The sequence below is a fragment of the Acidovorax facilis genome, assembly GCF_050626955.1.
Taxonomy (GTDB): Bacteria; Pseudomonadota; Gammaproteobacteria; order Burkholderiales; family Burkholderiaceae_C; genus Acidovorax; species Acidovorax facilis.
Genome location: NZ_CP192460.1, coordinates 2,546,455 through 2,563,812, shown reverse-complemented (window position 1 = coordinate 2,563,812; position 17,358 = coordinate 2,546,455). Strand labels below are relative to the sequence as shown.

Here is a 17,358-nt window from a genome sequence, read left to right as displayed (position 1 = left end):
GACACCATGCAGATCGAAACCCCGCCGACCGAAAAACGCTACGAAAAGCCCGAGGGCGAACGCCGGGGCCTCATCATCGTCAACACCGGCGACGGCAAGGGCAAAAGCACGGCCGCCTTTGGCCTGGCGCTGCGCGCCCATGGCCGGGGCAAGGCCGTGAAGATTTACCAGTTTATGAAGGTACCCACGGCGCGTTTTGGCGAGCACCGCATGTTCGAGCAGATCGGCCTGCCCATCGAGGGGCTGGGCGACGGCTTCAGCTGGAAGAGCAAGGACCTGGAGCACTCGGCCCAGCTCGCGCGCGACGGCTGGGAAAAGGCGCGCGCCGCCATCCTGTCGGGCGAGCATTTTCTGGTGGTGCTGGACGAGATCACCTACCCGCTGATCTACGGCTGGCTGCCGCTCGACGGCGTGTTGCAGACCCTGCGCGATCGGCCCAAGGACGTGCACGTGTGCCTCACCGGCCGCCGCTGCCCCCCCGAGATCATCGAGCTGGCCGACACCGTGACCGAGATGCAGCTGATCAAGCACGCGTTCAAGGCGGGCATTCCCGCGCAGCGCGGCATCGAAGATTAGTGAGGCCGCCGTGTCCGACCACTGGCTTTTGTTGCTCACACCCGCCGGGGGCTGGCCGATGGTGGCGGTGTGGATCGGCGTGCCGCTGCTGGCGCTGGCGGTGGACTGGTGGCTGGGCGAGCCGCCCGCTGCCTGGCACCCGGTGGTCTGGATGGGGCGGGCGCTGCAGTGGTGGGGTGAGCGCTTGGCGCCCCGGATGCCAGTGGCCCGAGATTTCAAGCTATTTTGGCGCGCAGCGCTTGTCTGGTGTGCGCTGGCTGCTATTGTTTTTATACTCGGTTGGGCGGCGCAGAAGCTGGTGCTGATGCTGCACGGTTTTGTGGCGGCGGCGTTGCTGGCACTGCTGCTCAAGCCCCTGCTGGCCTGGCGCATGCTGCACGATGAAGTGCTGGCGGTGGAGGTGGCGCTAGGCCAATCGCTGCCCGCCGGGCGTGCGCAGCTGGCCCGGCTGGTGAGCCGGGATGTAAGCGCGCTCACCGCCGTACAAGTGCGCGAATCAGCCATCGAGTCGCTGGCCGAGAACCTCAACGACTCCGTGGTGGCGCCGTTGTTCTGGTTTGCGCTGCTGGGCCTGCCGGGCGCTGCGCTGTACCGCTTTGCCAATACGGCCGATGCCATGTGGGGTTACCCGGGCATGCGCGGCGGGCGGTACTGGCAATGGGCGGGCAAGTGGGCGGCGCGGGCGGACGACGTGCTGTCGTGGGTGCCTGCACGCATCACGGCCTTGTTGTTGGCGGTGGTCGCCAAGGGCCTGCCTTTTTCCACTCTGGCCCGCCAGGCGCGCAAGACGCCATCGCCCAACAGCGGCTGGCCCATGGCGGCCATGGCACTGGCGTTGAACGTGCGCCTGGCCAAGCCGGGTGTGTACACGCTGCACAGCAAGGGCCACCGGGCTGGGCCACTCGATACGCGGCGTGCCGCGCGCCTGGGCACTCAGGTGGTGCTGGCGATGGTGCCGGTGGCGGCCGCCCTTCAGCTGCTGGTCCTGGTTGCCTTTGCCTGGGTGCATGCATGACATTCCCAGGTCCTTTTTGCTTGCCTGTGCAATTGCATGGTGGGCCGGACGCTGCGGGCATCCCGGTGTTTGATTTTTCGACCAACAGCAACGCCTGCGGGCCCTGCCCGGAGGCGCTGCACGCCCTCCAGTCGGCCGATGCCACGCGCTACCCCGACCCGGCCTACACGGCCCTGCGCGAGGCCCTCGGCGCCTTCCATGGCGTGGTGCCGGGGCGCATCGTGCTGGCTGCGAGTGCCAGCGAGTTCATCCACCGCATCACCGCGCTGGCCGCACAGCAGGGCGCAGTGCAAGTAGCGGTGCCGCCGCACAGCTATGGGGACTACGCCCAGGCCGCGCAGGTGCGCGGGCTGGAGGTGCTGCGGGGCGGCGGTGCCGCGGCGGGTTTGCAATGGGCGTGCGAGCCGTCGAGCCCTTTGGGGCAAGAAGATCCCGCGCTGGGCGCTTGGCGGCCGGGCGATGCTGCTGCCTGGCGTGTGCTCGACTGCGCGTATGTCCCCCTGAGGTTGGACCCCGAGGGCGCATGGACCGGCGCACCGCAGCCGTACCTGCCATCGGCCTGCTGGCAGCTCTGGACCCCCAACAAGGCCCTGGGGCTGACGGGCGTGCGCGCGGCCTATGCGATTGCGCCGCCAGACTCTGAAGGGCAGGCGCTGGGCCTGACGGCCCTGGCGTCTTCCTGGCCTGTGGGCGCCCACGGCGTGGCACTGCTGCAGGCGTGGACGCAGGCCACCGTGCAGCAATGGCTGGTGCACAGCCTGCGCACCCTGCGCGACTGGAAGGCTCGCCAGCAGGCTCTGTGCACCGACCTGGGCTGGGCCTTGCACGCAGGCAGCCTGGCCAACTATTTCTGCGCGCAGCCCGCCACCAACACGTTGCAAAGCGATCTGGCCGCGCTGCGAGCCAGCGGCATCAAGCTGCGGGATGCGACGTCGTTCGGCCTCCACGGCACCGTGCGCCTGGGGGTGCTGGCGCCCGCGGCACAAGATTCGCTGCAGGCCGCATGGCAGGCGCTGCCGGGCCGTACCATCCCGCATTCCATCGGATCGAGGGAGACCTTGTGAGAACCATCACCGTCAATCGCTACGTCACGCCACTGCGTGAAGGTGGCTCCATGCCCGCCATCGTCGAAGGCGACGACCTGGGCACCTACGTGCTCAAGTTCCGTGGCGCAGGGCAGGGCGTGCGCGCCCTGCTGGCTGAAATGATCGCGGGTGGCATCGCCCGTGCGCTGGGCCTGCCCGTGCCCGACATCGTGCTGGCCCTGCTCGACCCCGCCCTGGCGCAGACCGAGCCCGACCCGGAGATCCAGGACCTGGTGCGCGCCAGCGGTGGCCTGAACGTGGGGCTGGATTACCTGTCGGGCGCGCTCAATTTCGACCCGGCGGTGGATGTCGTGTCGGATGATTTTGCCTCGCGCCTCGTGTGGTTCGATGCCTTGGTGGGCAATGTGGACCGCACCGCGCGCAACACCAATCTGCTGATGTGGCACCGCCAGCCCTGGCTCATCGACCACGGTGCGGCGCTGACCTTTCACCACGCCTGGAACGGCACGGCGGCCCTGCCCGCCAAACCTTTTGCGCCCATTGCCGACCATGTGCTGCTGGCCCGGGCCACGCTGCTCGCGCAGGTGGATGCCGAGCTGGCCGCGCGCCTCACACCCGAGGTGGTGGCCGGCATCTTGGCCGAGGTGCCCGACGAGTTTTTGGTACTGGCCGGTGCCAACCACGAAGAAGGCCTGCTGACCGCTGCCGCTACCCACCGCCAGGCCTATGTGGACTACTTCTGCGCCCGCCTGGCCGGGCGTGCCACCTGGGTGAATGCGCTGAAGGAGGCCGCCGATGCACGCGCCTGAGGTGTACGACTACGCCATCGTGCGCGTGGTACCGCGCGTGGAGCGCGAGGAGTTCATCAATGCAGGCGTGATCCTGTCGTGCCAGCGCAGCGGCTTCCTGCGGGCCTCCATCGCGCTCGACGAGGCACGCCTGCTGGCCATTGACCCGCACGCCGACGTCGACACCGTGCGCCGCCACCTGTCCGCCATCGTCGCCATCTGCGCGGGCGACGAAGGCTGTGGGCCGATTGCGCGCCTGCCGTACCGCCAGCGCTTTCACTGGCTCACCGCCAAACGCAGCGCCATCATCCAGACCTCTCCCGTGCACACGGGCCGCTGCACCGATGCGGCCGCAGCACTTGAACACATCATGGACCGCATGGTCCGCCCATTGCCTTGACTGAAAACTCTGCTCCCCAATTGGCCCGTTGCGTGATGGTGCTGGGCACTACCAGCGGCGCGGGTAAAAGCTGGCTCACCACGGCGCTGTGCCGTTACTACAGCAACCTGGGCCTCAAGGTCGCGCCGTTCAAGGCGCAGAACATGAGCAACAACGCGCGTGTGGTACCCGGCCCTGCGGGTGTGATGGGTGAAATCGGCAGTGCCCAGTATTTCCAGGCCCTCGCAGCCCGCACCGAACCCGAGGTGCGCATGAACCCGTTGCTGCTCAAGCCCGAGGCCGACACGCACAGCCAGGTCGTGCTGATGGGCCAGGTGAGCGCAGAGTTGACCGCCATGCCCTGGCGCGGCCGCAGCGAAAGGGTGTGGCCGCAGATCGCTGCTGCGCTGGATGCACTGCGTGCCGAGAACGACGTGGTGGTGATCGAGGGCGCCGGTTCGCCCGCAGAGATCAACCTGCACGCCAGCGACATCGTCAACATGCGCGTGGCCCGCCATGCCGATGCGCGCTGCCTGCTGGTGACGGACATCGACCGGGGCGGCGCGTTTGCCCATCTGTACGGCACCTGGGCACTGCTGCCCGAGGACGAGCGCGCGCTGATCCATGGCTTTGTGCTCAACAAGTTTCGCGGCGACGCCAGCCTGCTGGCGCCTGCGCCGCAGATGCTGCAAGACCTGACCGGTGTGCCTACGGTGGCCACCATCCCCATGCAGTGGCGCCACGGCCTGCCGGAGGAAGACGGCGTGTTTGACGACCGCACCTTGTCAGCGGGCGCGGTGCACACCACGGTGGCCGTGGTGGCCTACCCGCGCATCAGCAACCTCGACGAGTTCCAGCCGCTCAAGAACGTTCCCGGCGTGCGCCTGCTCTGGGCGCGCAGCCCGGCCGACCTGGGCGGGTTGAAGCCCACCGATTGGGTGGTGTTGCCCGGCTCCAAGGCCACCGCCGCCGACCTAGCCTGGCTGCGCGCGCAAGGGCTGGACCAGGCTGTTGCCCATCACGCGGAGCAGGGCGGCACGGTGCTGGGCGTGTGTGGCGGCCTGCAGATGCTGGGCGAGGCGCTGATTGACACCGCAGGCATCGACGGCAATGCGCCGGGCCTGGGCCTGCTGCCGCTGGTCACCACCTTCGAGGTTGCCAAGACCGTGCAACGCACCCAGGCGCATTTTGGTGCGGTGTTGGGGGCCTGGGCTGCGCTGGCGGGTGTGTCTGTCACGGGCTACGAAATCCACCACGGCCAGACGGCCCAACACCCTGCCATGGCCGCCAAGGGCGATGTGGCGCGCGAGGTTATCCCCGGCATCGCTTGGCAGAACCCCGCGGGCAACGTGCTGGGCGTGTACCTGCATGGCTTGCTAGAAGACCCTGCTGCGCTGCAGGCCCTGTTTGGCCGCGTGGGTGCGGCGCCCGTGCCCACGCTCGATGCGGTGTTTGAAGGGCTGGCCCGCATGGCGGACGCCAGCTTTGCGCCCGGTGCGCTGCGGGCGTTGATCGCCCCAGATCCGGCCACCGCCTGAGTGCTGTTGCCCACGGCCTTCAGCCCTTCCTGTTTCCTTTTTCATTCTGTTGTCTCACACACCATGCACTCCCTGGCCCAGTTCACCGTCCCCGCTATCGCCGATATTTCCGACGCTCCGTTGACCGCCCGTCTGCAGCACCTGCTCGACAACAAAACCAAACCACTCGGTTCACTGGGTCGGCTGGAGTCGCTGGCCCTGCGCATCGGCCAGGTGCTGGGCACCGAGGCACCCGCGCTGCTGCAGCCGCAAATGCTGGTGTGCGCGGGCGACCATGGCCTGGCGGCCAAGGGGGTGTCGGCCTTCCCCAGTGACGTGACTTGGCAGATGGTGGAGAACTTTCTAGCCGGTGGCGCTGCCGTGAGCGTGCTGGCTCGCCAACACGGTCTGGCCCTCACCGTGGTGGACTGCGGCGTGGCCAAGCCCATCGCGCCGCGCGATACCGCCCCGGGAGCGCCCCAGTTGCTGCTGCGCAAGGTGGCGCCCGGCACGGCCGACGCATCGGTCGGCCCAGCCATGACTGCGGAGCAATGCGCTCAAGCGATCACCAACGGTATAGAGGTGGTGCGCGCCTTGCCCGGCAATGCGCTGCTGCTCGGCGAGATGGGCATTGCCAACACCTCGGTCGCATCGCTGCTGCTGGCGCGCCTGGCGGGCCTGCCCCTGGCGGACGTCACGGGCGCTGGCACGGGCCTGGATGCTGCAGGCATCGAGCGCAAACGCGCCGTGTTGCAGCAGGCGCTGGACGCGAATGCCGAGGCCACCACGCCGCTGGCCACATTGGCCGCGCTGGGCGGCTATGAGGTGGCCACGCTGGTGGGCGCTGTGTTGCAGGCAGCGCTTGAGCGGCGCGTGATTGTGGTGGATGGCTTTATCACCAGCGCTGCCGTGCTGGTAGCCAGCCGTCTGCAGCCTGCGGTGCTGCAGCGCTGCGTGTTTGCGCACCGCTCGGGCGAGCGCGGCCACAGCCTCATGCTGGCGCAAATGCAGGCCGAACCGCTGCTGGACCTGGGCCTGCGCCTGGGCGAGGGTTCGGGCGCTGCGTTGGCGTGGCCGCTGTTGCAGTCGTCCTGCGCGGTGCTGGCAGAAATGGCGAGCTTTGAATCGGCCGGTGTGGCCACGCAGACGGCCTGACCCAGTGGACTTCCCTGCGTCGTATCAAGCGACGCAGGTCCGGTTGCGCCCCTCGTTCTTGGCGCGGTACAGCGCCGCATCGGCACGCGACAGCATGGCATCCAGCGTTTCGTGGGGGCCGGTCCAGCTGGTCAGCCCGATGCTGACCTCGCAGTCCAGGGGATGGCCAGCGGACAGCGTGGCGTGGATGCGCTGGGCCACGCCCTGGGCGGCGGCAGTGTCTGCGTCGGGTAGCAGTACCAGAAACTCCTCGCCGCCGTAGCGCCCCAGCCGGTCCGCGCGGCGCAGCACCTGGCGGGTGCATTCTGCAAAATGCACCAGCACCGCATCGCCATGCTGGTGGCCCCGGGTGTCGTTCACGGCCTTGAAGTTGTCCAGGTCCACCATCATGATGGACGGCCCGTTGCCGTAGCGCTGTGCGCGCTCCAGCTCTTCATCGCAGCGCTGCAGCAGCGCTCGGCGGTTCAGTGTGTTGGTAAGGGAGTCGTGGGTGGCCAGGTGTTCCAGCTCGGTACGCAGGCGGTCGGTGGCCATGAGCACCGCGCCGATGGACAGCATGAGCACAGTGATCACATAGGCCCCGATGTACAGCGTCTGGAACAGCGAAGGCTCCATCAGGTCGGCACCGGCATTCCCGGTCACGATCGAGATCAGCCGCACGGCCAGCACCGCCATGTGCAGGGCCAGCACCACCTCCACCAGCCGCACGGGGAAGTTGCGCCCTCCGTGGCGCAGCATGAAGCGCATCTGTGCGATGTAGATCACCTCCATGACCACCGTGAAAAAGCCCACCCGCAGTGCGTAGTGCGGCATCCAGTAAGTGAGCACGATGAACACCAGGGTGGTGCCCACCATCAGCCAGTTCCAGGGCCGCCAGACGGTTGGCTGCCCCATGAAGCTGCGCGTGCCCATGTAGTAGGTGACGGTGCCCAGCACCAGCAGTTGGTTGGCGAGCACCAGGCTGAGCCAGTCTGGGATGAGCCCGCGCGCGCCGAACAGCACGGTGGACACCAGCCACAGCAGCGGCGCTGCGGCCCAGGCGCCCACGCCACGGATGGAGGGCGGGTAGTAGCGCCGCATGAACAGCAGCACGATGGCCATGATGGCGGACATGAAGCCCGCCATGGCAATCATCGAGCGTGGGTCGAGGTTCATGCGGCGAGCGCGGAAGGGCTGTACGTAAGAAATTGTTTCTTGATGCCGAGGCCAGTATAGCCACGCACCTGCGTGCGGACGTAGGGTGATTTACTAAATCCCGCAGTGCACCGTGTGCACCATAACGAGCTGCGTCTGGGCCGACTGTGGTGCACAAGCGCTTTGGTGCAGGTGTGGCCGCGCACAGTGGTGGTGCATTTTGTATGCAAAACAAATAAAACATTGTGTACAAAGTTGGCACAGGCTTTGCGTACGGCAGGTTCATGCAAAGCCTCACCCCCGAGCCGACTCCGGCCGCCATCGAGATCGTCGCCCTCACCAAACGCTACGCCCAGGGCAAGCCGGCGGTGGATGCGATCAACCTGCGCATTGCCAGCGGGAGCTACTGCTGCCTGCTGGGCCCCTCGGGCTGCGGCAAGAGCACCACGCTGCGCATGATCGCAGGGCACGAGTCGGTGACCAGCGGCGACATCCTGCTGGAGAACCGCAACATCACTGACCTGCCCGCCGCCGCGCGCGGCACGGCCATGATGTTCCAGAGCTTTGCGCTGTTCCCGCACCTGTCTGCGCTGGACAACGTGGCTTTCAGCCTCAAGATGAAGGGCGTAGCCAAGGCCGAGCGCCAGGCCAAGGCGCGTGACCTGCTGGAGCGCGTCGCGATGGGCCACCTGGCCGAGCGAAAGCCCGCCGAACTCTCTGGCGGGCAGCAGCAGCGCGTAGCGCTGGCGCGGGCCCTCATCACCCAGCCGCGTGTCTTGCTGCTGGACGAACCTTTGTCGGCACTCGACCCCTTCCTGCGCATCCAGATGCGTGCCGAGCTTCGTCGCTGGCAGAAGGAACTGGGCCTGACGTTTATCCATGTGACCCACAGCCAGGAAGAAGCCATGGCCCTGGCCGACACCATGGTGGTGATGAACCACGGCGTGATCGAGCAAGTGGGCAGCCCGCATGAGGTCTACAACCGGCCCGCCAGCGAATTCGTGGCGCGCTTCATGGGGGGGCACAACGTGATCGACACGCCCGAAGGCAAGGTGGGCGTGCGCACCGACCACCTGCAGATTGCCCCCGCCAGTGCCGAATTGCCCGGGGGTGCCCAGCGCATGCAGGCCGTGGTGACCGACGTGGAGTACCAGGGCACCTATGTGCTGCTGGGCTTGCAAAAGCAGGGCGTGGCCCTGTCGGCCAACGCCACGGCGGCGTATTCGGTGATGGTGTCCGAGGCCGCCTTTGCCGCGCAGCCCTACCAGGTGGGGCAGGGCGTGCAACTGCACTGGACGCTTGACCAGGCGCACCCGCTGTCTGTGCCCGCTCCCGCAGTGGCCGTAGCCGCCTGACCGCGTCGCCACGCTCCTCTTTTTTCACCCGTCCCCTTCCGCAACCCAAGGAGTTTTCCCATGTCCGATGCTTCCCGTGCTGATTCCCCTGTTGTTGTCCCTGAAGCCACTGGTGTGGCGCGCCGCTCGCTGCTCAAGGGCACGGCGGGCATCCTGGCCGCTGGCATGTTCCCGGCCGTGCATGCGCAAGAGAAGATCGTGCTGCGCTACTTGGGCACGGCGGTGAACCAGGACAAGGCGATTGCCGAGAAGTTCAAGGCCGACACCGGCATCGAGATCCAGTACGTGGCCGTGACCACGGACGACGTGACCAAGCGCGCCGTCACCGCGCCCAACAGCTTTGACCTGATCGACACCGAGTACTTCTCGCTCAAGAAGATCGTGCCCACGGGCAACCTCAAGGGCATCGATACCAAGAAGATCAAGAACGCCGACAAGATCACCACGCTGTTCACCACCGGCATGGTGGCGGGCAAGGCCGTGGGCGACCAGGGCACCGCGCCCAAGAAAGTGATCTACCTGGAAGGCGAGAAGTCCAAGAAGTTCGCGACTGCGCCCACGCAGTTCATGAGCCTGATCCCCACCGTGTACAACGCCGACACCCTGGGCATCCGCCCCGACCTGATCAAGCGCCCCATCAACTCCTGGGCCGAGCTGCTCAACCCCGAGTTCAAGGGCAAGACCGCGATCCTGAACATTCCTTCGATCGGCATCATGGACGCCGCCATGGTGGTCGAGGCCATGGGCATCTACAAGTACCCCGACAAGGGCAACATGACCAAGAAGGAGATTGATCTCACGATCAAGACCCTGATCGAAGCCAAGAAGCAGGGCCAGTTCCGTGCGCTGTGGAAGGACTTCAACGAGTCGGTGAACCTGATGGCTTCGGGCGAAGTGGTGATCCAGTCGATGTGGAGCCCGGCCGTCACCGCCGTGCGCACCAAGGGCATCGCCTGCAACTTCCAGCCCCTGAAGGAAGGCTACCGCGCCTGGGCCGCAGGCTTTGGCCTGCCCGCCACGCTGAGTGGCCGCAAGCTCGATGGCGCGTACGAGTTCATCAACTGGTTCCTCGACGGCTGGGCCGGTGCCTACCTGAACCGCCAGGGCTACTACAGCGCCGTGCTGGAGACCGCCAAGTCCAAGATGGAAGCCTACGAGTGGGCCTACTGGATGGAAGGCAAGCCCGCCACGCAGGACATCAAGAGCCCCAATGGCGATGTGCTGGCCAAGGCCGGTGCAGTGCGCGACGGCGGCAGTTATGAGTCGCGCATGGGCGGCATCGCTTGCTGGAACGCGTTGATGGACGAGAACAACTACATGGTGCAGAAGTGGAATGAGTTCGTTGCAGCGTAAGGAGTGCACCCCCTGAGGCGCTGCGCGCCTTCACCCCTCTCCCGACCCGCTGCGCGGGTCGGGAGGGGGACGCCCCCGGTGCGGCGGGGCGGCCCTTGCACGGGGGCACTGGTCTTGGGCGGCGTCAGTCTCAAGAGCAAGCGCCGAACGGTAGACCTTTGAATTCATTGATTGCAAACACCATGAGCACGACCACACAGTCCTTACCTGCTGCAGCTGTCCCCGGCCGCAGCATTGCCGCCTGGTGGCAGGCTGCGCCGTTCACGCTGGTGTTCGCGCTGTTTTTCCTGATTCCGCTGGCGCTGATCGTGATGGTCAGCTTCTGGGACTTCAACGAGTACGAGCTGTTGCCGGGTTTCACGATCAAGAACTACGTGTCGATCTTTGCGGGTTGTGGCGATGCGTCAGAAGGCCTGTGTGTCACGCTCAAGACGTATTACTCCACACTCAAGTTCAGTTTTCTGGTGTGGCTGATCACGCTGGTGATCGGCTTCACCGTGGCCTATTTTTTGGCCTTCCATGTGCGCTCTTCGGGCATGCAGACGCTGCTGTTCGTGCTGTGCACCATTCCGTTCTGGACGTCGAATGTGATCCGCATGATCTCGTGGGTGCCGCTGCTGGGGCGCAACGGTTTGGTGAACCAAACCTTGATGGGCATGAACCTCATCGAGACACCTGTGGAGTGGCTGTTGTTCTCGGACTTCTCGGTGGTGCTGGCGTTCGTGCACCTGTACACCATGTTCATGATCGTGCCCATCTTCAACAGCATGATGCGCATCGACCGCAGCCTCATCGAGGCGGCCAGCGACAGTGGCGCGAGTGGCTGGCAGACGCTGTGGAACGTGATCGTGCCGCTCTCGCGCACCGGCATCATCATCGGCTCGATCTTTGTGATCACCATCGTCATGGGCGATTTCGTGACCATCGGCGTGATGGGCGGGCAGCAGATCGCATCGATTGGCAAGATCATCCAGGTGCAGACGTCCTACCTGCAGTTCCCGCTGGCGGCGGCCAATGCCGTGATCCTGCTGGCCGTGGTGCTGATGATCATCTGGGGCCTCACACGCCTCGTCGACATTCGCAAGGAGCTGTGAGATGAAAGTCCGTGAATCTCGTCCCGCCAGCTTCTGGCCCCTGGCCATCTTCTTTGCGCTGTTCGTGCTGTTCATGTACGGGCCCATGTTCGTCATCTTCATCCTGAGCTTCCAGGGCCCCGAGGGCGGGCTGACCTTCCCCATGCGCGGCGTGTCGCTGCACTGGTTCTCCAAGCTGGCCGAAGGGCTGGGAGTGGTGGACATCGGCGCGGCGCTGTGGCGCTCGCTGGGCCTGGGCGTTGCGGTGATGCTGTGCACGGTGCTGCTGTCGGTGCTGGCGGGCCTGGCCTTTCGCAAGCGGCTGGCGGGGGGCAACACGCTGTTCTTCATCGTGGTGGCCAGCCTCATCATGCCGTCCATCATCGTCTCGCTGGGCATCGGGCTGGAGTTCCGGCTCATCGACAACGGCATCAAGGCCGCGCTGGAGTCGATGGGCTTGGAGAGCGCGCTGGAGGGCTACGGTACCTCGCTGGGCCTGTTCACCTCAGCGCTGGGCGCGCACCTTACCTGGACGCTGCCGTTCGGCCTGCTCATCATGTTCGCGGTGTTCAACCGCTTCAACCCTGCGTACGAAGAAGCGGCACGCGACCTGGGTGCCACGCCCTGGCAGGGCTTCGCGCATGTGGTGTTGCCGCTGATCGCGCCCTCGGTCGTGGGCATTGGCATGTTCGGCTTTACGCTCAGCTGGGACGAGATCGCCCGTACCTCGCAGGCCATTGGCGACGTGAACACGCTGCCGCTGGAGCTGCAGGGCCTGACCAGTACGGTGACCACTCCCTCCATCTACGCACTGGGAACGCTGACCACCGTGGTCTCCTTCGTTGTCATGGGTATCACGCTGGCGCTGGTGTGGGCCTTGGGCCGCAGGCGCAAGGGCCGCACGGGTTAAAAACGGCACCCTTATGACGACCACTATTCCCAGGCCTCGGCGCGCACGCGCTGCAGCCCCTGAACCGACCGTTGCGCTCGAGGCCCCAGGCCAGCTCAGCGACAACGACATGTACGACCGCATGGTCTCGGCCATCCTCGACCACCGCCTGCCACCCGGCACCAAGCTGGTGGAGGACAAGCTGGCGGCGGCCTTTGGCGTGTCGCGCACACGCGTACGGCCTGTGCTGGTGCGGCTGGCCAATGAGCAGGTCGTCACGCTCACACCCAACCGGGGCGCATCGATAGCGCAGCCCACGCCGCAAGAGGCGCTGGAGGTGTTCGAGGCCCGCCGCCTGCTGGAACCGCGCCTGGTGGAGCTGTTCATTGCCAATGCCACCGATGCCGACATCGCCGCGCTGCGCACCTGCATCGACGACGAAGAGGCCGCCCGCGCGAGCGGTGACATGCGCCGCGCCATCCGTCTCTCGGGCGACTTTCACCTGCATATTGCGCAGGCTGCGGGGCACCAGACGTTAGGCCGCATCCTGCGAGAGCTGGTCTCGCGCACCTCGCTCATCCTCATGACCTACAGCCCCAGCCATGCGCGCGAACGCGAAGAGGCCACCGCCTGCGGCTGCCGCGAGCACCGGGCGTTGATTGATGCGATCCGCCTGCGCGATGCGCGCGAGGCCGCGCGCCTCATGCTCAAGCATTTGGCGCGCATTGAAACGCAGCTGGAGTTCACGCCACCGGCTGCCGACACGCCCGACCTGGCGCAACTGCTGGGCGCCTGAATCCTGCCACCTTGTTATGCGCCAACTGCTCGTCATCAACCCCAATACATCGGCCAGCGTCAGCAACTTGCTTCAGCGGCATGTGCAGGCTGCAGCGGGCTTGCATGTAGCGGTGCGCACGGCCACGGCGCGTTTCGGCGCCCCCTACATCGCCTGCGAGGCCAGCTATGCAGTGGCGGCCCACGCCGCGCTAGATGCCTGGGCGAATGAACTGTCACAACACCAGCCGCAGCCTGATGCCGTGCTGATAGGCTGTTTTGGCGACCCGGGCCTGATGGCGCTGCGCGAAAGCAGCCCCGTGCCTGTGACTGGGCTGGCCGAAGCGTCTTTCATCGAAGCCGCTCGCCACGGGCGCTATGCCATCGTTACGGGCGGCGAGCGCTGGGGACCCATGCTGCAGCGCCTGGCGCAGGCGCTGGGCCACGCGCACGCGCTGGCTGGAATCCACACCGTGGCACCCACCGGCGCTCAGCTGGCCGCCGACCCCGAAGCCGCCCGCACGCTGCTCGCCCAGGCCTGCCGCGACGTGGTGCGGCAAATGGGTGTGCAGGCCGTCATCCTGGGCGGGGCGGGGCTGGCCGGCATGGCTGCTCTGGTGCAGCCGCAGGTGACGGTACCGGTGATCGATAGTGTGGTGGCTGGTGCCACCTGGGCGCTGCGTGCGCACCCCGTGCCTCCAGAGCGAAAAGTGCCGGGATTCGATGTGGCGTGGGCGGGGGTGTCGGGGGAGATGACAGCGCTGGGAGTGGCCGGGGTGGTTTGACGCGGGGTGGTAGAAAGTCTAGTATTACGTTTGTAATTACTCGGAGGTTTCCCATGCACACTCTCAAACTCACCCAGGTGGGCAACTCTGTCGGCGCGATTTTCCCAAAGGAACTGCTGGCGCGGTTGCAGCTGGAAAAGGGAGACGAGCTGTATGTGACGGAATCGCCTGACGGTTTGCGGATCACCACCCACAACCCCGAATTTGAAGCGCAGATGCGCGTGGCGCGCGAGATCATGAAAGAGCGCCGGGCCGTACTGCACGAGCTGGCCAAATGAGCGAATGGGTCTGGCTGAACCGCGCCGTCATCATTGCCATCCACGAAGTGCAGCTGGCCGAACATGGGGGCGGGACAGGCGTCCGCGATGCGGGTTTGCTGGATTCGGCCCTGGGCAAGCCGCAGCAGCTGAACAACTATGGCGAGCCGCCGCCTGATGCAGCCGCGCTGGCAGCCTCGTATGGCTATGGAATTTCGCGCAACCATCCGTTTATTGATGGAAACAAGCGAACGGGCTATGTGGCGGCCGAATTGTTTCTGCGGCTCAATGGCTGGAGGCTTAACGCTGACGATGCATCGTGTGTGGTCACCATGCTCGCTGTTGCCGCTGGCGATATCACCGAAGAGGCCTTCGCCGCCTGGCTGCGGGCACATGCCGTCGCTTGCTAACGGAGGTTCCAAGCATTTTCCGTTCTAGCGCTTGACCAATAAGCGCTAGTTGCTATAAAAAAAGAAGCAATTTGCCTGGTTCGTTCAACTCAAGGCGCCAACGTCTTCGGCTGGTAGTCGCAATACCTGCTCACCGCACACTCCCAGCAGCGCGGCTTGCGTGCCTGGCACACGTAGCGGCCGTGCAGGATGAGCCAGTGGTGCGAATCCACCGCATACTCGGCGGGCACGCGCCTCATCAGCTGCAGCTCCACCGCCAGCGGGTTCTTGCCGGGCGCGAGGCCCGTGCGGTTGCTTACGCGAAAGATGTGCGTATCGACCGCCATGGTCGGCTCGCCGAAGGCCACGTTCAGCACCACATTGGCCGTTTTGCGGCCCACACCGGGCAGGGCTTCCAGGGCTTCGCGCGTGCGCGGTACCTGGCCCCCATGCTGCTCCACCAGGATGCGGCAGGTCTCCATCAGGTTCTTGGCCTTGGTGCGGTACAGGCCGATGGTCTTGACATAGCCCTCCAGTCGCTCAAGCCCCAGGTCCAGGATGGCCTGCGGAGTGCCCGCTACCGGGAACAGCTTGCGCGTGGCCTTGTTCACGCCCACGTCCGTGGCCTGGGCCGACAGCAGCACGGCAGCCAGCAGCTCGAACGGCGTCGTGTATTCGAGCTCCGTGTTGGGCATGGGGTTGGCGGCCTTCAAGGTGGCAAAGAAAGGCTCGATGTCAGACGTCTTCATGGGGGCGGGGTGTGTCGTTTATGTACTGCGGCATGCGGGGCTGCGCCCGCGCCTGCATCGGTTTCGCGAGGGTTAGAACGAACTGCCTCAGTGGGTGCGCTGCACCGCCAGGCACAGCCAGCAGGGGAACGCGCCGGTGGCGGGGTTGACGGCAAAGTCTTCGTCGTAGACCTCGATGGCGGGCCGAGGGGCAGCTTCCCAACCTGCGGGGATCTGGCCCGGGGCCATCATGCTGGCCCAGGCCGCGCCAATCTCCGGGCCGGTACCGACGAAACGCAGGCAGGCGTAATCGCCACCGGCAAAGTCCTGGATCATGGCCTCCGTGCCGGTGCGCAGCCCCACGCCCACCTGCACGCAGGCGTCATAGCGGCATTGCGCGGGCGGGGTGCATGCGGGGTTGTCCAGGCTGATGCCGTAGTACTTGGGGCGTGGCTCGCTCAAACGATTTGCTTCGCACCAGCGGCCGAACCGCTCCCAAAGTTGCGTGAGCGAAGGGCCATAAGGGCCTGTCTGGCGCATATAGGCAAGGCGCATGCGGGGCAACTGACGGATTTCGAGGGGCATAGTTGGTCTCGGTAGTTGTGCGGTGGGCCAGGTTTTTGCCCTCGCAGTCTAAGCCGCAGGAAACCTGCACGCCAATTGGCGACAATGCGGAATCCTTTGCCACCAACTCCTGCCCACGCCATGCAATTCGCCGACCGCCTGAACAACGTAGAAACCTCCGCCATCCGCGAACTCTTCAAGCTGCTGGGCAAGCCCGGCATCATCAGCTTTGCGGGCGGCTTCCCTGACAGCGCCATGTTCGACGTGGAGGGCATCCGCGCCGCCAGCAACGCCGCCCTGGCCGAAGAACCCGGCGCCGCGCTGCAATACGGTGCGACCGAAGGCTACAACCCATTGCGCGAGCAACTGGCCGCCTTCATGGCCAGCAAGGGCGCGAAGGACGTGGCAGCCGACAACCTCATCGTCACCACAGGCAGCCAGCAGGCGCTGGACCTGCTGGGCAAGACGCTCATCAGCCCCGGCGACAAGGTCATTGTGGAAGGCCCGACCTTCCTGGCCACCATTCAGTGCTTTCGCCTGTATGGCGCCGAACTCATCAGCGCGCCCATCGATGGCAACGGCGTGAAGACCGACGAGCTGGAAAAGCTCATCGCCGAGCACAAGCCGAAATTCGTTTACCTGATCCCCACCTTTGGCAACCCCAGCGGCGCCATGCTGAGCCTGGAGCGCCGCAAGGCCGTGCTGGAGATGGCCGTCAAGCACAACACCTTGATCGTCGAAGACGACCCCTATGGCGACCTGTACTTTGGCGACGCGCCGCCCCCCAGTCTGCTGAACCTGTCGGCCACCGTACCCGGCAGCCGCGAGCTGCTGGTGCACTGCGGCAGCTTGAGCAAGGTGCTGTCGCCCGGCCTGCGCGTGGGCTGGATGATTGCCCCGGCCGAGCTGCTGGGCAAAGCCACCATGTGCAAGCAGTTCAGCGACGCGCACACCAGCACCTTTGCCCAGGCCACGGCCGCGCAGTACCTCAAGGCCGGCCGCATGCCTGGCACGCTGGCCCATGTGCGCAAGGTGTACGCCGAGCGCGCACAGGCCATGGGCGATGCGCTGCGCAAGGAGCTGGGGGACGCCATCGAGTTTGTGCAGCCCCAGGGCGGCCTGTTTGTGTGGGCGCGCCTGACGGGTGCTGGCGGCAAGGTGGCTGACGGCAATGTGCTGGCCAAGCGCGCGATTGAAAATGGTGTGGCCTTTGTGCCCGGCACGCCGTTCTTCTGCGCCAACCCCGACCACGCCACCTTCCGCCTGTCGTTCGCCACGGCCGATGTGGACAAGATCCGCGAAGGCGTGGCGCGCCTGGGCCAGGCCATCTGAAGCGTCGATGTCTGACGCCAACGATCTCGCCAACGTTCTCCAGCGCCTGGAAAGCCTGGAGATCAAGGCCAGCTTTACCGAAGACCTGCTGGACCAGCTGAACATGACCATCTACCAGCAGCAGCAACTGATCGACCGGTTGACGCACGAGGTCATCCAGTTGCGCCAGCAGGCGCCCGAAGGTGGCTCGAACGGCCCGCGCAACCTGCGCGACGAGCTGCCGCCGCATTACTGATCGGATCGCTCGGT

General features: G+C 65.9%; 20 protein-coding genes. 17 read left to right on the top strand and 3 right to left on the bottom strand.

Annotation, left to right across the window (positions count from 1 at the left end; all coding sequences use genetic code 11):
- The first annotated feature begins 6 nt into the window (after positions 1-6).
- The 7 genes from cobO to cobT all read left to right on the top strand — a co-directional run bounded on the left by cobO (position 7) and on the right by cobT (position 6,476).
- On the top strand, positions 7-576 hold the full coding sequence (gene cobO / locus ACQ4MJ_RS11595; RefSeq protein ID WP_431152585.1) for a cob(I)yrinic acid a,c-diamide adenosyltransferase: 570 nt from the start codon (positions 7-9) through the stop codon (positions 574-576).
- 58 nt (positions 577-634) lie between these two features.
- Positions 635-1,591: an adenosylcobinamide-phosphate synthase CbiB gene (gene cbiB, locus ACQ4MJ_RS11590; RefSeq protein ID WP_431153075.1), complete on the top strand. Its 957-nt coding sequence runs from the start codon at positions 635-637 to the stop codon at positions 1,589-1,591.
- Positions 1,588-2,655, top strand: a complete 1,068-nt coding sequence (locus ACQ4MJ_RS11585) for an aminotransferase class I/II-fold pyridoxal phosphate-dependent enzyme (RefSeq protein WP_431152586.1) — start codon at positions 1,588-1,590, stop codon at positions 2,653-2,655. The genes cbiB and ACQ4MJ_RS11585 overlap by 4 nt, the downstream gene beginning before the upstream one ends.
- Positions 2,652-3,446, top strand: a complete 795-nt coding sequence (locus ACQ4MJ_RS11580) for a HipA family kinase (protein WP_431152587.1) — start codon at positions 2,652-2,654, stop codon at positions 3,444-3,446. Before ACQ4MJ_RS11585 ends, ACQ4MJ_RS11580 begins: the two co-directional genes overlap by 4 nt.
- Positions 3,433-3,825, top strand: a complete 393-nt coding sequence (locus ACQ4MJ_RS11575; protein WP_431152588.1) for a DUF3037 domain-containing protein — start codon at positions 3,433-3,435, stop codon at positions 3,823-3,825. The genes ACQ4MJ_RS11580 and ACQ4MJ_RS11575 overlap by 14 nt, the downstream gene beginning before the upstream one ends.
- 35 nt (positions 3,826-3,860) lie before the next feature.
- Positions 3,861-5,342, top strand: coding sequence for a cobyric acid synthase (locus ACQ4MJ_RS11570; protein WP_431153076.1), 1,482 nt, complete (start codon positions 3,861-3,863; stop codon positions 5,340-5,342).
- Between the two features lie 63 nt (positions 5,343-5,405).
- The gene (gene cobT / locus ACQ4MJ_RS11565) at positions 5,406-6,476 is read left to right on the top strand and encodes a nicotinate-nucleotide--dimethylbenzimidazole phosphoribosyltransferase (protein ID WP_431152589.1); all 1,071 of its coding nucleotides are present in this window, start codon (positions 5,406-5,408) and stop codon (positions 6,474-6,476) included.
- A 24-nt stretch (positions 6,477-6,500) separates the two neighbouring features.
- Here cobT and ACQ4MJ_RS11560 read toward each other — a convergent pair whose 3' ends face one another.
- Positions 6,501-7,610 (bottom strand): GGDEF domain-containing protein, encoded by a 1,110-nt coding sequence (locus ACQ4MJ_RS11560; RefSeq protein ID WP_431153077.1) that lies wholly within the window; start codon positions 7,608-7,610, stop codon positions 6,501-6,503.
- Positions 7,611-7,894: 284 nt separating this feature from the next.
- Between ACQ4MJ_RS11560 and ACQ4MJ_RS11555 the strand changes: the two genes are divergently transcribed.
- The 8 genes from ACQ4MJ_RS11555 (at position 7,895) to ACQ4MJ_RS11520 (ending at position 14,506) form a co-directional block, all read left to right on the top strand.
- Complete coding sequence (locus tag ACQ4MJ_RS11555) at positions 7,895-8,965, top strand: ABC transporter ATP-binding protein (RefSeq protein ID WP_431152590.1); 1,071 nt, start codon at positions 7,895-7,897, stop codon at positions 8,963-8,965.
- A gap of 60 nt (positions 8,966-9,025) precedes the next feature.
- On the top strand, positions 9,026-10,318 hold the full coding sequence (locus tag ACQ4MJ_RS11550) for an ABC transporter substrate-binding protein (RefSeq protein ID WP_176885539.1): 1,293 nt from the start codon (positions 9,026-9,028) through the stop codon (positions 10,316-10,318).
- Between the two features lie 182 nt (positions 10,319-10,500).
- The gene (locus ACQ4MJ_RS11545) at positions 10,501-11,412 is read left to right on the top strand and encodes an ABC transporter permease (RefSeq protein WP_431152591.1); all 912 of its coding nucleotides are present in this window, start codon (positions 10,501-10,503) and stop codon (positions 11,410-11,412) included.
- Position 11,413: 1 nt separating this feature from the next.
- Positions 11,414-12,301 carry an ABC transporter permease gene (locus ACQ4MJ_RS11540; protein WP_306555319.1) on the top strand — a complete coding sequence of 296 codons (888 nt, stop codon included), beginning with the start codon at positions 11,414-11,416 and terminating at the stop codon, positions 12,299-12,301.
- A gap of 13 nt (positions 12,302-12,314) precedes the next feature.
- On the top strand, positions 12,315-13,076 hold the full coding sequence (locus ACQ4MJ_RS11535) for a GntR family transcriptional regulator (RefSeq protein ID WP_431152592.1): 762 nt from the start codon (positions 12,315-12,317) through the stop codon (positions 13,074-13,076).
- Between the two features lie 16 nt (positions 13,077-13,092).
- Positions 13,093-13,839 carry an aspartate/glutamate racemase family protein gene (locus tag ACQ4MJ_RS11530; RefSeq protein WP_121506903.1) on the top strand — a complete coding sequence of 249 codons (747 nt, stop codon included), beginning with the start codon at positions 13,093-13,095 and terminating at the stop codon, positions 13,837-13,839.
- 53 nt (positions 13,840-13,892) lie between these two features.
- The gene (locus tag ACQ4MJ_RS11525) at positions 13,893-14,117 is read left to right on the top strand and encodes an AbrB/MazE/SpoVT family DNA-binding domain-containing protein (protein WP_056169497.1); all 225 of its coding nucleotides are present in this window, start codon (positions 13,893-13,895) and stop codon (positions 14,115-14,117) included.
- A complete protein-coding gene (locus ACQ4MJ_RS11520) occupies positions 14,114-14,506 on the top strand; it encodes a type II toxin-antitoxin system death-on-curing family toxin (protein WP_121419644.1) in 393 nt (130 codons plus the stop codon). The genes ACQ4MJ_RS11525 and ACQ4MJ_RS11520 overlap by 4 nt, the downstream gene beginning before the upstream one ends.
- 89 nt (positions 14,507-14,595) lie before the next feature.
- On the opposite strand, the gene nth is transcribed toward ACQ4MJ_RS11520, so the two are convergent.
- The gene (gene nth, locus ACQ4MJ_RS11515) at positions 14,596-15,234 is read right to left on the bottom strand and encodes an endonuclease III (RefSeq protein ID WP_121506901.1); all 639 of its coding nucleotides are present in this window, start codon (positions 15,232-15,234) and stop codon (positions 14,596-14,598) included.
- A gap of 87 nt (positions 15,235-15,321) precedes the next feature.
- The gene (locus tag ACQ4MJ_RS11510; protein WP_055395273.1) at positions 15,322-15,798 is read right to left on the bottom strand and encodes an AraC family transcriptional regulator; all 477 of its coding nucleotides are present in this window, start codon (positions 15,796-15,798) and stop codon (positions 15,322-15,324) included.
- 120 nt (positions 15,799-15,918) lie between these two features.
- On the opposite strand from ACQ4MJ_RS11510, the gene ACQ4MJ_RS11505 reads away from it, so the two are divergent.
- Positions 15,919-17,109, top strand: a complete 1,191-nt coding sequence (locus tag ACQ4MJ_RS11505; protein WP_431152593.1) for a PLP-dependent aminotransferase family protein — start codon at positions 15,919-15,921, stop codon at positions 17,107-17,109.
- 7 nt (positions 17,110-17,116) lie between these two features.
- Positions 17,117-17,344: a SlyX family protein gene (locus ACQ4MJ_RS11500; protein ID WP_015014770.1), complete on the top strand. Its 228-nt coding sequence runs from the start codon at positions 17,117-17,119 to the stop codon at positions 17,342-17,344.
- Positions 17,345-17,358: the final 14 nt, after the last annotated feature.